Origin of the sequence: Sinorhizobium sp. 8-89, assembly GCF_030124325.1 — a bacterium.
In the GTDB taxonomy this organism is placed as follows: domain Bacteria; phylum Pseudomonadota; class Alphaproteobacteria; order Rhizobiales; family Rhizobiaceae; genus Sinorhizobium.
In genome coordinates this window covers 151,957-167,247 of record NZ_JASKLR010000006.1, presented here as the reverse complement: position 1 = coordinate 167,247, position 15,291 = coordinate 151,957, and the positions used below count along the sequence as shown (strand labels likewise).

Below are 15,291 nucleotides of genomic sequence, written 5' to 3'. Positions count from 1 at the left end.
TGAGAAATAATGGTTTGGCGCGGACCGCACCGGGCCTCGAACATTCCAGCAGAACCCTCTGCCGCTCCCCGTATCACCCGCGCTTGTAGAGCAGAGCATTTGGTTAGACGACGCTTGTCTCGTCGCAGGCTGCGCGGGAGCGTTTCTCTTGCACTGCCTGAATTATAATTCACAGCATGAATTATATTGACAGGCAATGCGCTTTGCGTTTAGCTACCCATACCGGACTTCGAGGAGGAAATCCGGTCTTCACTGAGATCGGCGTCGGTTCGACGCCCTCGGGCTTTTTGGGAGGGGCTTCGGCCTCGAGGAGGACACTTGCGCATTTTTTTCAGCACGACCGCGATGGCGGTCCTTGCGGCAACGCTTTTTGCCGGTTCCGCGGCCGCCGAGACAGAGAACCCGTTCCGCTGCAAACCGGGAGAAAAATACGTCATGAACGTCATGGTGTCGGGCGTCGAATACTGGTTCCCGGTCTATGAAATGTTCAAGCAGGCGGGCCAGCAGTTCGGCTGCGAGACGGAATATACGGGCACGCCGGAATATGACGTCAACAAACAGATTGCCACCTTCGACCAGGCACTGGCACAGAACCCAGCTGGTATTCTCGTCCATCCGATGAACTCCGACCCCTTCATCGAGCCGATCAACCGCGCAATCGGCCAGGGTACGGCGGTCGTGACCTTCGCGGCCGACTCGCCGCTCTCCAGGCGCGTGTCCTTCATCACCTCGGACAATACCCGCGAAGGCATCTATGCCGCCGACGCAATCGCCGAGAAGATGGGCGGCAAGGGCGAATATGCGGTTCTTGAAAATCCGGGCCAGGACAACCACGACAAGCGCATCGCGGCTTTCATCGGCCGGATGGAGGAGAAGTGGCGGGACATGAAGCTGGTCGGCCGTGCTGCCTCCAACCAGGATCCAACCAAGGCCTATCAGGGTCTCAACAGCATCATCCAGGCCAATCCGAACCTCGGCGCCGTCTTCATGCCGGAGGCAAATTCGGCAATCGGCGCCGCGCAGGCCAACAAGGAAAGCGGCGGCAAGGTCCTCGTCATGTGCGCAGACGTCAACGCCAATATCCTCGACATGATCAAGGCTGGCGAGGTCTTCGGTTCGATCAACCCGAACCAGGGCATGCAGGGCTATATGGGCTTCATGTTGCTTTGGCTTGCCAAGCATCCGGAACTGATCGATCCGATGAACGATGCGAAGCGCTCCGGCTTCAACCCGATGAGCATCCCGGTCGTCGACAACGGCCTATCGATCGTGACGGCGGAAAATGCCGACGACTTCTATTGGGACAAATACCTGAAGCGTCGCGGCACGAAGGGCATCGAGGAGTAAGCTTCGGATTTGCGCCATCCGCGCCCCATGGCGCGGATGGTCTCAGGGAGGGGAGGAACACGATGGCGGAGCCTGTGCTCACCATTCATGGCGTCACCAAGGACTTCGGTCCGGTGAAGGCTCTGACTGACGTCGATTTCACGCTCGAAGAAGGTGAGATCCATGCGCTCTGCGGCGAGAACGGCGCCGGAAAGTCGACGCTGATGAACATCATCGCCGGCGTACTGCAGCCGACCGAGGGCGAAATCCGCATGGATGGCAAGATCGTGCGGATCGCCTCACCTGCTGTCGCCCAATCGCTCGGCATTGGGCTCGTGCATCAGGAAATCGCGCTCTGCCCGGATGTGACGGTTGCGGAAAACATGTTCATGGCGGCGACCAACCGCCGCCGTGCGCCTTTCATGAACTACCGCGCGCTCGAACGCGACGCGCAGGCGGTAATGAACCGGCTTGCCGCAATTGACGTCGGCCGCAAGGTTGCGGATCTGCCGATTTCCAGCCAGCAGCTCGTCGAGATCGCCAAGGCTCTGACACTCGACTGCCGAGTGCTGATCCTGGACGAGCCGACCGCGGCACTGACCGAAACGGAGGCGCATCAGCTCTTTTCGATTATCCGCGACCTCAAGGCGAACGGCATATCCATCATCTATATCAGTCATCGCATGGCCGAGATCTTCAGCCTCTGCGACCGGGTCACCGTGTTGCGCGACGGCCGCTACGTCTGGACCGATTGCATCGCCGACGTCACGCCGGAAGACGTGGTACGCCGCATGGTGGGGCGCGAGATCACGCAGCTCTACCCGGAAAAGCTCGGACCGGGTGGGGCGTCCGGCGAGCCGATCTTCGAGGTGGACACCATCGGTGATGGCGAGCGTTTCCATGGCGTCAGCTTCGCGCTCCAGAAGGGTGAGATTCTTGGCATCGGCGGCCTGATCGGATCCGGCCGCACGGAGATCGCCGAGGGCATCTGCGGGCTTCGAGCGCTCACGGCGGGCGCGGTACACCTGCGCGGGAAGGCGCAGAAGATCAATTCCTATTCGGATGCCGTGAAGGCCGGAATCGTCTATCTGTCGGAGGACCGCAAAGGCTCTGGCGTATTTCTGGAAATGTCGGTCGCGCAGAATATGTCCGTGCTGGATCTGAGCTCGCTGACGAACTCTGTCGGGCTCATGAACGCACGTGCGGAGGCCGCGCTTGCGGAGGGTCTCGCGCGGCGGCTTGCGGTGCGGATGGGCGGTATCGAGACACCCGTAAGATCGCTCTCGGGCGGTAACCAGCAGAAGGTCGCGATCGCCAAGCAGCTCGCGGTGAAGCCGAATGTCATCCTGATGGACGAGCCGACACGCGGCATCGATGTTGGTGCGAAGGCGGAGATTCACCGGCTGTTGCGCGAGCTTGCGCGCTCGGGCATCGGCATCGTCCTCATCTCTTCGGAAATGCCGGAGCTGCTCGGCCTCTCGGACCGCGTGCTCGTCGTGCGGGAGGGGCGCATCGCCGGTGAGCTCGGCGCCGCCGAGATGACGGAGGAGGCTGTGATCCGCCTCGCGTCAGGAGTGGTAACGGCACGGGCTGCGAGACATGCCGCGTGACAAGCAAGTGAGAGGGACTGGAATGGCTAGTGACACGATGGTGGCGCGCGCGCCGAAGGCATCGTCCTGGAGGCGCATCGGCAGAATGCGCGAGGCGGGGCTGATCGCAATCGTTCTTGCACTCTGCGTGACCATGAGCTTTGCCTCGCCGCATTTCCTGACACTCGGCAATTTCCGCGCCATGCTAATGAGTTTTTCGGTTGAAGGCATCGTCGTTGTTGGCATGACGATCCTGCTCATCGTCGGTGGCATCGACCTCGCGGTCGGCTCCGTAGTGTGCTTTGCGATGGTGCTCTCGGGCACGCTCTTCCTGTCCGGTCTCGACCCTTGGACCGCTTCGCTTGTCGGCATCTTTGTAAGCAGCGCTATCGGCGGCGTCATGGGCTTTTTCGTGACGGTCGTGGGACTCAACCACTTCATCACATCGCTCGCCGCCATGGTGATCGTGCGCGGTCTTTGCCTGATTATCACAAAGGGCACTCCGCTTTCGCTCTTCACCCTGCCGGCTGGCTTCAAGGCGGTGGGGCAGGGCAGTTTCTCCGGCGTTCCCTATGTCATCCTGATCTTCGTCGCCGTCGTTGTTCTGTTCGATTTTCTGCTGCGCCGGGCCACCGCCTTCCGCAAGGTTTTCTACACCGGCAGCAACGAGAAGGCGGCGCTCTATTCCGGCATCAAGACCAATCAGGTGAAGTTCTGGGTGACGGTGCTCTGCTCAACTCTGGCCGGTGTTGCCGGCGTCATCTACATGTCCCGGTTCGGCGCCGCGACCCCGACCTTCGGAGTCGGCATGGAGCTCAACATCATCGCAGCGGCAGTGATCGGCGGCGCCTCGCTCAACGGCGGCTCCGGGACGATCCTCGGCGCCATCCTCGGCATCGCGCTTCTTTCTGTCGTGACCAGCTCTCTGATCCTGCTCGACGTTTCGGTCTATTGGCAGGACATGATCAAGGGGTGCATTCTGCTTGCCGCCGTTTCCATCGACCATTTCCTGCACAAGCGGAAGGCCGCCTGACATGCCAAATGCGAAACTGAAACCCAAGACGACACCACAGCGGGAGGAAATCGTCATCGCCCGCCAGATGCACCAGGCGCTTGTCCTACACTACATGGAGGGCCTGACGCAGGCACAGATCGCCGATCAGCTCGGCATTTCGCAAGCCACCGTCAACCGCCTCATCAAACGGGGCCGTCAGCTCGGCCTGGTCGAGATCAAGATCAAGTCCCCGGTCGAGCCGCTGGTCGAGCTCGAGGAACGGCTTCTGGCGCTCGGAGGTATCAGCCGTGCGGTCGTGGTGCCGACCATCTCCGACAATCCGCAGACCGCGCTTCAAGCAGTCGGAGAGGCGGCGGCCCGCCTGCTGCTTGATGAGATCGGCGACGGCGATACCATCTGCATCACGGGCGGCAAAGGAGTGAGCGCCGTCGTCGCCGGTTTGCAGCCGCCGCGTCGTTTCGATGTCAAGGTCATTCCGGCGACGGGCTGCGTTCAAGGCAAGCACTATACCGATGTCAATCATGTCTCGACCCTGATGGCCGACCGGCTCGGCGGGCGCTCCTACCAGATCCACGCACCCCTCTTTGCCGACGATGCCAAGCAGCGCGAAATGCTGATCAACATACGCTCCGTCGCCGACGTCTTCAAACGGGCGCGCGAGGCGAAGGTGGCGGTGGTCGGTATCGGCTCGATTCTAACCGACGACTCGAGCTACTACGATCTGCATCCGTCTTCCAGCACCGACCGGGCGGCGATCGAACGCTCCGGCGCGACCTGCGAGCTGCTCGCCCACCTGCTCGACGACAGAGGCCGGGTTTGCGACTACAGCCTCAACCGTTCGCTGGTGTCGCTGACGCTCGAGGAGTTTGCCGCAATCCCCACCAAGATCGGGATCGCGAGCGGGCCGAACAAGGCGGGCCCGATTCTCAGCGTCATGCGGGGCAACCATCTCGACACGCTCGTCACCGACGAGGCGACCGGCGCGCGCATTCTTAAAATTGCATCCGAGGAAGGATTTTCCGCATGAGCGGTGCGCAGTTAACCCGCGAGATCGGACGCTCCAGCGTCAGCGCCTCGGCCGTCGGCCTCGGCACCTGGGCGATCGGCGGCTGGATGTGGGGCGGAACGGATGAGGCGGAATCCATTGCCGCCATTCACGCTTCGCTTGATGCCGGCGTCACCCTCATCGACACGGCACCGGCATATGGCCTCGGCCGGTCGGAAGAGATCGTCGGCAAGGCGATCGCCGGCCGCCGCGACAAGGCGGTGATTGCCACCAAATGCGGCCTCGTGTGGCATACCAATAAGGGCAACCACTTCTTCGATCAGGACAGCAAACCGGTCCACCGGTATCTGGGCCGGGACTCGATCATCCATGAGGTTGAGCAAAGCCTGCGGCGGCTCGGCACAGATCATATCGACCTCTACATCACCCACTGGCAGGACGCGACGACACCCATCGAGGAGACGGTAGCGGCGCTGGAAGAGCTGAAGCGCGCCGGCAAGATCCGCGCAATCGGCGCCAGCAACGTCAATCGCTCCGAGCTGACGCAGTACCTCAAAACCGGGTCGCTCGACGCGATTCAGGAGCGGTTCAGCATGATCGATCGTGAGATCGAGGCGGACCTGCTGCCGCTCACCGTTGCCAATCGCGTGTCGACGCTCAGCTATTCCTCGCTGGCACTCGGGCTGCTCTCCGGCACGATCGGACCGGACCGGGTCTTTTCCGGCGACGATCAGCGCAAGGACAATCCGCGCTTTTCCGTCGTCAACCGGCGCAAGGCCAAGGATTTCGCCGAGACGATCCGGCCCGTCGCAGAGCGGCACGGCGCCAGCATCGCGCAGACGGTAATCGCCTGGACGTTGAAGCAGCCGGGCGTGACCTTTGCCCTCTGCGGCGCGCGCAACCCAGTGCAGGCGATGGACAATGCGCAAGCCGGAACCTTGCGGCTTTCCGATGAAGACCTGGCAGCCATCGAAACGGCCGTTTCGGCGAAGCTGGCCAACATGGACGGATAACTGTCATCATGAATCGCAAAGAGATATTGGACGGGCTCCGCCAAAGCCCGAAGGTGGACGTGTGCGTCCTCGGAGGCGGCATCAACGGGCTGAGCGTCTTTCGCGAGCTTGCGCTGCAGGGCGTGAATGTGCTGCTGGCCGAGAAGGGCGACTATTGCTCGGGTGCGAGCGCTGCCCTCTCGCGCATGGTCCATGGTGGTCTGCGCTATCTCGAGAATGGTGAGTTCAGCCTGGTGCAGGAGTCACTCGTCGAGCGCGATCGGTTGCTGCGCAACGCCCCCCACTATGTCGCCCCGCTGCCGACCACGGTGCCGATTTTTAATATCTTCTCCGGTCTCGCCAACGGCATTGTGCGATTTCTCGGCCTCACCCGCCGCCCCAGCCGCCGTGGTGCCGTCGCCATTAGGGCCGGTCTTGGCATCTACGATTTCCTGGCGCACAAGCGGGCGCTGCTGCCGCGGCACCAGTTCCGCGGCCGCAAAGCAACGCTGGAAAAATGGCCTGCGCTCAATCCGGCAATCCGCAGCTCCGCGACCTATCACGATGCCTGGGTCAGTCATCCCGAACGAATTGGCATCGAGCTGTTGCGCGACGCTCTGTCGGGCGCGCCAAATGCCAGCGCTCTGAACTACGCGACGATCGAACAGGCCGGCGCCGGGGAGTTCATGCTGCATGACAACCTAACCGGCGAAAAGTTCCCGATACGGCCGCGGCTGGTCATCAATGCCACCGGCGGCTGGATTGATATCGCAAACGGCACGCTGTTTCCCGCAGACTCCCGACCCGCTCCGCTGACGGGTGGCACGAAGGGCTCGCATCTGATCATCGACAATCCTGCGCTTCGCGACATGCTCGACGGGCACATGATCTACTACGAGAACGAGGACGGCCGCATCTGCATCCTTTTTCCTTATCTCAGCAAGGTGCTGGTCGGCTCGACGGATATCCGCGTCGACGATCCCGATGCAGTGCGGTGCGAGGCCGATGAGCGGGACTATATCCTGCAATCGCTCGCCTTCGTGCTGCCGGGCGTGCGCATCCGACCGGAAGAGATCGTCTTTCAGTTCGCCGGCGTGCGACCGCTGCCGGCCAGCAACGATAGCTTCACCGGCCGCATCCCGCGCGACCATTTCTGCACCGTGTTCGAAGGCTGTGAAGGCGGGCCGCCGGTGCTCTGCATGATCGGCGGGAAGTGGACGACTTTTCGATCCTTCGGCGAACTCGCCGCTGACATGGCGCTGGAACGGCTGGGCCACAGCCGCCGCGTCGATACGGCCGATCGCGCTTTCGGCGGCGGACGGGAATTTCCGAAAGACCGCAGCGGCTGGATCCGGGCCCTATCGGAACCGACAGGCCTTTCCCCCGATCGCGCCGCAGCGCTTTTCGAGCGCTACGGCACAGATGCGGAGGACGTCGCCCGCTTCACCGCCGCGGGGCCGGACCACCTCTTGCCCCACGCCGGCTACAGCGCCCGGGAGCTCCTCTATCTCATCCGCACGGAGGCGGTCGAACATCTGGACGACCTGCTGCTGCGGCGCACGACGCTGGCTATCACCGGCGAGCTTTCCCTCGACACGGCCGAGGCCGCCCTCGATCTGCTTGCGGCCGAAAAGGCTTGGCCCGCGTCGCGCAAGGTCGAGGAGCGCAGCCGTTTTCTCACCCTCATGCTTGAGGCCCACGGCGTCGCGGAGGCAACCCTCTCTGCAAGGAACAAACAAAGGAGTGAATCATGCGAGACAACCGCAAGGTCCGGATGAACCGGCTGTTCGGCAAAGGTCGATGCCTGGACGTGGCGATCGATCACGGCGTGTGTAACGAGCCGTCCTTCCTCGAGGGACTGGAGAACATGCCGGCCGTCGTGAAGGCGCTGGTCGAGGCCAGACCTGACGCGATCCAGATGAACTACGGCCAGGCCGACCTGGTGCAGGGCCTTCCCGGCAAGGACAAGCCGGCCCTCGTCATGCGTATCGACATGGGCAATCCCTACAACCGCATCCGCCACCGCGATATGTGGGCGGTTCTGCAGAATGAGGCCGAGCCGCTGATCGGCGCGCTTCAGATGGACGCGGCTTGCGTGGTGGTCAACCTCTTCATGCTGCCGGACGAGCCTGAACTGTTCCGCCAATGCGTCCAGAATATCGCCCGCGTGCGTGCCGATGGCGAGAAATACGGGATGCCGTTGATGATCGAACCGCTCGTCATGCAGCCCGTCACGGAGCGCGGCGGCTATATGGTCGACGGCGAGGCCGACAAGATCGTCACGCTGACGCGGCTTGCCCGTGAAATGGGCGCCGACATCATCAAGGCCGACCCGACGACGAACCCGGAGGATTTCCACCGTGTTGTTGAGGCGGCGCGCTGCCCGGTTCTGGTGCGCGGCGGCGGCAAGGAGGGTCTTCGCTCCGTCTTTGACAAGTCAGCCGCCTTAATGCGGCAGGGTGCAATGGGCATGGTCTATGGGCGCAATATCTACCAGCATGCCAATCCGAGCGCCGTGGTGCGCGGACTCATGGCGATCGTGCACGGGGATGCGAGCGGCGAGGACGCCTTCGCACTTTATCAGCAGGGGTGATGGCGTACTGCATGTGTCCTTAAATCGTAGCCGATTTCAGGACAAAAACATGCAGCAGTTCAAAGGTGTTACAGCGACCTTTGCGCGTCTGGTAAGACGCGCGGCGCTGTAAGAGAACCTTGGGAGGGGTTCCGAATGCGAGACTATCTATTGGGGATCGACGCCGGCAACACCGTCATCAAGGCGGTGATCTTCGACCTTACGGGCCGGGAACTGGCGCATGCGAGCGAGGAGGGCCACAGCCGCATGCCATGTCCCGGCCATGTCGAGCGCGATCTCGGCGAGCTCTGGGCGAATGCGAAGCGTGTCATCCGTACCTGCCTCGACAAGGCGGGAATTGCGGCGAGCGATATCGCCGCGATCGGCTGCGCCGGCCACGGCAACGGGCTTTATGCCCTCGACCGGGACGGCGAACCGCTCCTCGGCATCCAGTCGCTCGACACGCGGGCGACAAACCTTGTCGAAGAATGGGCGGCGGAAGGCGTCGGCGATCGGACTTACCCGATCGGCCGCCAGCGCCCATGGCCCTCACAGACGCCGACGCTCCTTTCCTGGCTGAAGCGATACAGGCCGGAGATATTCAAGCGCATCGGCACGGTCTTCTTCTCCAAGGATTTCGTCGTGAACCGCCTGACCGGCCGGCGCGTCAGCGAGGTGTCGGACATGTCCGGCGCCGGTCTGCTCGACCTCGCCGCCCGCCGCTATGACGGGACGCTGATGGAAGCCTATGGCCTTGCCGATTGCATGGACCTGTTGCCGCCGCTCATCGAAAGCGCCGACATCGCCGGCACGGTGACGGAGGCGGTGGCTCAGGAGACTGGGCTTGCCGCCGGAACGCCGGTGATCGGCGGGCTGTTCGACGTCGTCGCCTCGGCGCTTGGCTCGGGCGTGTCGCGCACCGGCAGCGCCTCGATCATCGCCGGCACCTGGAGCATCAACCAGGTGATCATCGACGTTCCCGACCTCGATGGCCACGTCTTCATGTCCTCGACCTTCGACCGCACCCGCTACATGGCGATGGAAAACAGCGCCACCTCGGCAGCCAATCTCGAATGGCTGGTGCGGGAGTTCTTCGAAGGGGAACATGCGAAGGGTGTATCGCCGTTCGATGCCTGCTGCGCGCTCGCTGCGGTCGTCGAGCCCGCGGCGGACGATCCGCTCTATCACCCCTATCTCTACGGCGCCCAGCAGGACGGGCGCGCGCGGGCGGGCTTCTACGGGATTGCCGGCTGGCACACCAAGGGGCATCTGATCCGTGCCCTGCTCGAGGGCGTCGCCTTCGGACACCGCCAGCATATCGAGACGATCCGCAAGGCCGGGGCCACCTTCGATCAGGTGGTGCTCAGCGGTGGAGGTTCGCGTAGCCGCTTCTGGCCGCAGATATTTGCCGATGTGCTCGGCATGCCGGTCTCCGTCGCTGTCTCGCGGGAAACGGGGGCGCTGGGTGCAGCGATTGCTGCGGGAACAGGCGTCGGCCTCTTTGCCGATTTCACCGAAGGGGCGAATGCCATGGTGCGGGTCGACCGCCACTATAGGCCGGATGGCGCGCTTGCCGCGCATTACAGCCGGCGCTACGCGCTCTACCAGGACATGGCGGGGGCCATGACGCCGCTCTGGCGGCGGCTCTCGGCGCCGGAAACTATAGCATCGGGAGCTGCTGCGTGAACCTGCATGTAAATGAAACGCCGGTGGACGAGGGGACCTACGATTTCATCGTGGTCGGTGCCGGCTCGGCGGGCTGCGTTCTGGCAAACCGGCTGTCGGCCGATCCGAAGAACCGGGTTCTGCTGCTCGAAGCTGGTGGTACGGACCGCTATCACTGGGTTCATGTGCCGATCGGCTATCTCTACTGCATGGGCAACCCGCGCACCGACTGGATGATGAAGACAGCTGCCGAAGCCGGCCTCAACGGCCGCGCACTGAACTATCCGCGCGGCAAGGTGCTCGGCGGCTGCTCGTCGATCAACGGCATGATTTATATGCGCGGCCAGGCAGCCGACTATGATGGGTGGCGGCAGGCCGGCAATGCGGGCTGGGGCTGGGACGACGTGCTACCCTATTTCCTCAAGTCGGAGGACAACTATCGCGGCAAGTCGCCCATACACGGCGCTGGCGGTGAATGGCGTGTCGAGCGCCAGCGCCTCTCCTGGCCGATCCTCGACGCCTTCCGCGATGCGGCGGAAGAGCTTGGGATTCCGAAGACTGACGACTTCAACGATGGTGACAACGAGGGTTCCGGCTATTTCGAGGTCAACCAGCGCGGCGGCGTGCGCTGGAACACAACAAAAGCGTTCCTGCGGCCGGCAATGAAGCGCAAGAATCTGCGCGTCCTGACCGGGGCCGAGACCGAAAGGCTGAATTTCGACGGCAAGATGGTCACGGGCGTGCGTTTCTGCCTTGGCGGCCGCCTCTGCTTCGCTCATGCATCACGCGAAGTGGTGCTGTCTGCGGGTGCCATCAACTCGCCGAAAATCCTGGAGCTGTCTGGCATCGGTCGACCGGACCTGCTCTCCGCCCTTGCCATTCCCGTCCACCATGAACTTCAGGGCGTCGGCGAGAACCTGCAGGACCACCTGCAGATCCGCACCGTCTTCAAGATCGAGGGCGCGCGCACCCTGAACCAGCTCTATCACAACCTCTTCAACCGCGTCGGCATGGGTCTGCAATATGCCATCAGCCGATCCGGCCCGCTCTCAATGGCGCCGAGCCAGCTCGGGATCTTCGCCAAAAGCGATTCGGCCGTCGCGACGGCCGATCTCGAATATCACGTCCAGCCGCTCAGCACGGACCGGCTCGGTGAGCCGTTGCACCGCTATCCCGCCGTCACCGTCTCCGTCTGCAATCTCCGGCCGGAGAGCCGCGGCACAGTGCATGTCACTGCGCGTGATGCGGCGCGGTCACCTGAAATATGCCCAAATTATCTCTCCACCGCCGGCGACCGATTGCTTGCGGCGAAGTCCATCCGGCACGCCCGCAGGCTCATGGAAACGAGGGCGCTCGCGCAATTCGGGCCGCAGGAAATGCTTCCCGGCCGCGAGCACGACAGCGACGAGGATTTGATCCGCCGCGCCGGCGACATTGCCACAACGATCTTCCACCCCGTCGGTACCTGCAAGATGGGGAGTGACCCTATGGCAGTGGTGGACGCGAAGCTGCGCGTGCACGGCATCGGCCGATTGCGCGTCGTCGACGCCTCCATCATGCCGACGATTGTCTCCGGCAACACGAACTCGCCGGTGATAATGATCGCGGAGAAGGGATCAGAAGCCATTCTGAAGCGATTGTGAGAATTACTCGAAACGTGCTTGCTTGAAGGCGCGCCTTGGAGCACAGTTTGGCGGGAGACGGGCGTCGTGGACGACCGATTGAAGTTTGTTGCGGATTGCCGCTATCTGCTGGCGCTGGAGGCGAAGGGCTCGACGAGCGAGGCGGAGGCATGGACGATGTTCGAGCGCCGCAGACCCGCTCGCAAACGCTGCTTCACTTTCGCACTACGCAGCTCCCTGCCATCCGTCGCGGATGTGACGGTATCCATCGCGATAGACCGCCTCGGGAGTCTCGGAGAAGTCGCGCCAAACCTTCGTTGCAGCCGCAAGCTCCTTTAGTGCACGACCGAAGGCTTCGATCGTCAGCCATCCGTCATAGCCGCTTGCGCGGATCGCCTTGAAGGTCTCGGTCCAAGGGATATTCCCGCGGCCCGGCACGCCGCGGTCGTTCTCCGAAATGTGGACATGTACGATGCGGTCCTTGTTGCGGGTGAAGGCTCCGAGAGGGTCGGCTTCTTCGATATTGGCGTGGAACGTGTCGTACATGGCCCGAATATTAGGGTGCCCAATCGCGTCGACATGGGCGGCAAGGTCGTCCATCGTGTTGACGAGATAACATTCGAAGCGGTTCAGCGCCTCGAGCGCGACGGTGATGCCATGCTTGGCAGCATGATCGCCGACCGTGCGCTGGCAGGAAACGGACCGCTTCAGCTCCGCTGCGCTCGGCCCGGTGCCGGAGAACTGGCCCAGCGTAGAATGCAGTGGCCCGCTCAGCGTGTGCGCGCCGAGTGCGGCGGCGCAGTCGATAGCCCATTGCATGTAGGCGATGCCGCGCTTGCGTGTCGCCGTGTCAGGCGAAATCAGGTTCATGGAAGGGTCGCTCATGGCAGACACGGCAGTGCGCTCGAGACCTAGACCATCGAGCAATGCGCCGAGGCGGCGGTAGTCGTCCGGAGTGCCCTCAAAGATCGGAATCTCCACCCCGTCGAAGCCGGTCGCCTTAATGTCCCGAAGGAGCTTTTCATGTTTGCGGCCGACGCTCGTCGTCCAGAGAAACATGCACATGCCGATCTTCATCGTTCCTCCTTAGGCGCTGGCTTCCGCGGTAAACGCCTCCCTGTGCCCGCCGCGATCTGGTAATACCAAATACGGCAATCTGGTCAAGGTGACGACGTCGATGCCTCGAAGCGAAGCGGCCGAGATACCCAGGAAATCGCATAAAAGCTGGAAAATGCCACGGTGAAGGCGCCTTGCCGCCAGCGATCATTTGGGATAGAGCTTTGACAAGGGTAGATTGGCCGAACCAGAATGAGTTCGGTCGAAGTGGAGGAGGTGCCGCGCACCGCCTCGAGTGACTGGGGAGTCACGCTAGTCTGGGAGGACGTTTATGCACCTTTCGACACACAACTGGATGCGGGCGGAGCCTCTCGCCGTCACGCTTAACCGCATCAAAAAGTACGGCTACGAGAGCATCGAGATTTCGGGCGAGCCGGCCCAGTACGACATCAAAGACACTCGCGCGTTGCTCAAGGAACACGGCGTTCGCTGCTGGGGCGCTGTGACGCTGACGCTCGGCGAGCGCAACCTCGCAGCCAAGGACGAGGGTCAGCGCGCAAAGTCGGTGGATTACGTGAAGCGTGTCATAACGATGGTGAGTGAACTCGAAGGCGAGATCGTCACCCTTGTGCCGGCGACCGTTGGCAAGATCGTTCCGGATGGTACCGAGGAGGATGAATGGAAGTGGGTCGTGGATGCGACGAAGGAGTGCTTCGCCCACGCCCAAAAAAAGGGCGTCCGGCTGGCCATCGAGCCGCTCAACCGGTTCGAGACTTATCTCTTCAACCGTGCCGCCCAGGCGCTCGCGCTCGCCGACGCAGTGCATCCCGATTGTGGTGTCTGCCTCGATGCCTTTCACCTCAACATAGAGGAGGAGGACATATTCGACGCAATCAGGCTCGCCGGAAAGCGGCTTTTCGATTTCCACGTGGCGGACAACAACCGCTTTGCGGCAGGCCTCGGTCATCTCGACTGGCCGAAGATCGTCGCCACTCTGAAAGAGATCGGATACAACGGTGCGCTCACGAATGAGTTCGTGGCTCCGGTCGACCGCACGCCGGCGGCGAAATATCCCGATATGGTCGAGCGCAACCCGGTCGATATCCCGCCGGAGCAGCTCAAGTTCATCCAGGACCACGGATCGAGCCTGCTGACCGAGAAGTTCTACGATGACCAGATGCGGATCACCGCCGAGACCATCCTGCCGCTGATCAAGTGAGGACCGGTCCGGAGGAGCATGCCCTGCGGCCGGCGCGCCGCGAGGTTGGGGAGGCGAAATGCGTATCAAGACCGTCCAAGCCTGGTGGGTTCGCATACCCATCGAAGCAAGTCGGCAGCATCGCAGCGATTTCGGGCGCCTGACAACCTTCGACGCGGCGATCCTGCGCATAGAAACAGATGACGGGATCGTGGGGTGGGGTGAGGGCAAGAATGCTGCGGGCAGCACGGGTACTTACGGCACGCTCGTGCACATGCTCAACTATGAGGTGGGGCCGAGGCTCGTCGGTCGTGACGCCGCCGACATCTCCGCAATCTGGGAGATGCTTTACAACGGCGTGCGCCACGAAATGGCGGCGATTTCGGGTCATGCGATGCCGGAACTCTCGCGTCGGGGCCTCTCCATTGCCGCGATCAGTGCGGTGGACATCGCGTTGTGGGACATTCTTGGGAAATCGCTGGGCGTGCCGGTATGGAAGCTTCTCGGCGGGCGGAAGGCGGAGCGGTTGCCTGCCTATGCTTCCGGCGGTTGGGAGAGTGTCGAAAAGATCGGTGGGCAGCTGCAGTCCTACATTGCGAGCGGCGGTTTCAAGGCGGTCAAGATGAGGGTCGGCGCAATGGACCGCGCGCCGCATGTTTCGGCCGCCCGCGTGCGTGCCGCCCGCAAGGCGCTGGGCCCCTCGGTAGATATCATGGTCGATGCGCATGGCACCTATACGGTTGCCGACGCGAAACGTTTCATCCATCTCGTGCAGGATTGTGATCTCGCCTGGTTCGAGGAGCCGGTGATCGCAGACGATAAGGCCGGCATGGCCGACGTGCGCGCCGCTGGAAAGGTACCGATCGCGGCCGGCGAGAGCGAGGCCACTCGGTTCGCCTTCCGCGACCTTGCGGTGCTGCGCTCGGCCGATATTTTCCAGCCCGACCCGGCGTTCTGCGGCGGCATCACGGAGGCGATGCGAATTGGTGTCATCGCCAGTGCCTTCAACCTCCGTTTTGCCCCGCATTTGTGGGCCGGCGCCCCTTGTTTCTTCTCGGGCCTGCACATCTGCGCGGCCTCTCCGGCAAGCTTTGTCATCGAATATTCGGTTGGCGCGAACCCGATGATCCACGACCTCGTTGAGGAGACCGTGGCTGTCAGAGACGGGATGATAGAGATTCCTGATAAACCCGGCCTTGGATTTACGATAAACGAACGCGTTCTGGAGACTCACGCGCAAAGACTGTAAC

Annotated in this window: 12 protein-coding genes; 11 read left to right on the top strand and 1 reads right to left on the bottom strand. The window is 62.6% G+C overall.

The window, feature by feature from the left end; genetic code table 11:
• Window positions 1-318 precede the first annotated feature (318 nt).
• From QN219_RS14725 to QN219_RS14685, 9 genes are all read left to right on the top strand, one after another.
• Window positions 319-1,347, top strand: a complete 1,029-nt coding sequence (locus QN219_RS14725) for a substrate-binding domain-containing protein (protein WP_284000458.1) — start codon at window positions 319-321, stop codon at window positions 1,345-1,347.
• A 62-nt stretch (window positions 1,348-1,409) separates the two neighbouring features.
• Window positions 1,410-2,936, top strand: a complete 1,527-nt coding sequence (locus QN219_RS14720; RefSeq protein WP_284000457.1) for a sugar ABC transporter ATP-binding protein — start codon at window positions 1,410-1,412, stop codon at window positions 2,934-2,936.
• 22 nt (window positions 2,937-2,958) lie between these two features.
• Entirely contained in the window at window positions 2,959-3,948 is a 990-nt protein-coding gene (locus tag QN219_RS14715) for an ABC transporter permease (protein ID WP_284000456.1), read from the top strand.
• 1 nt (window position 3,949) lies between these two features.
• Window positions 3,950-4,957, top strand: coding sequence for a sugar-binding transcriptional regulator (locus tag QN219_RS14710; RefSeq protein WP_284000454.1), 1,008 nt, complete (start codon window positions 3,950-3,952; stop codon window positions 4,955-4,957).
• Window positions 4,954-5,949, top strand: a complete 996-nt coding sequence (locus QN219_RS14705; protein WP_284000453.1) for an aldo/keto reductase — start codon at window positions 4,954-4,956, stop codon at window positions 5,947-5,949. Before QN219_RS14710 ends, QN219_RS14705 begins: the two co-directional genes overlap by 4 nt.
• 8 nt (window positions 5,950-5,957) lie before the next feature.
• Window positions 5,958-7,706 (top strand): glycerol-3-phosphate dehydrogenase/oxidase, encoded by a 1,749-nt coding sequence (locus tag QN219_RS14700; RefSeq protein WP_284000452.1) that lies wholly within the window; start codon window positions 5,958-5,960, stop codon window positions 7,704-7,706.
• The gene (locus QN219_RS14695; protein WP_284000451.1) at window positions 7,679-8,521 is read left to right on the top strand and encodes a class I fructose-bisphosphate aldolase; all 843 of its coding nucleotides are present in this window, start codon (window positions 7,679-7,681) and stop codon (window positions 8,519-8,521) included. Before QN219_RS14700 ends, QN219_RS14695 begins: the two co-directional genes overlap by 28 nt.
• Window positions 8,522-8,656: 135 nt before the next feature.
• Window positions 8,657-10,186: an FGGY-family carbohydrate kinase gene (locus QN219_RS14690; RefSeq protein WP_284000449.1), complete on the top strand. Its 1,530-nt coding sequence runs from the start codon at window positions 8,657-8,659 to the stop codon at window positions 10,184-10,186.
• Window positions 10,187-10,188: 2 nt separating this feature from the next.
• Window positions 10,189-11,808, top strand: coding sequence for a GMC family oxidoreductase (locus QN219_RS14685; protein WP_289624142.1), 1,620 nt, complete (start codon window positions 10,189-10,191; stop codon window positions 11,806-11,808).
• 204 nt (window positions 11,809-12,012) lie between these two features.
• On the opposite strand, the gene QN219_RS14680 is transcribed toward QN219_RS14685, so the two are convergent.
• Window positions 12,013-12,864, bottom strand: coding sequence for a sugar phosphate isomerase/epimerase (locus QN219_RS14680; protein ID WP_284000447.1), 852 nt, complete (start codon window positions 12,862-12,864; stop codon window positions 12,013-12,015).
• Window positions 12,865-13,174: 310 nt separating this feature from the next.
• Here QN219_RS14680 and QN219_RS14675 point away from each other — a divergent pair, with 310 nt between their 5' ends.
• Together QN219_RS14675 and QN219_RS14670 are read left to right on the top strand one after the other, a co-directional pair.
• Complete coding sequence (locus tag QN219_RS14675; protein WP_284000446.1) at window positions 13,175-14,062, top strand: sugar phosphate isomerase/epimerase; 888 nt, start codon at window positions 13,175-13,177, stop codon at window positions 14,060-14,062.
• Between the two features lie 58 nt (window positions 14,063-14,120).
• Window positions 14,121-15,290, top strand: a complete 1,170-nt coding sequence (locus tag QN219_RS14670; RefSeq protein WP_284000444.1) for a mandelate racemase/muconate lactonizing enzyme family protein — start codon at window positions 14,121-14,123, stop codon at window positions 15,288-15,290.
• Window position 15,291 lies beyond the last annotated feature (1 nt).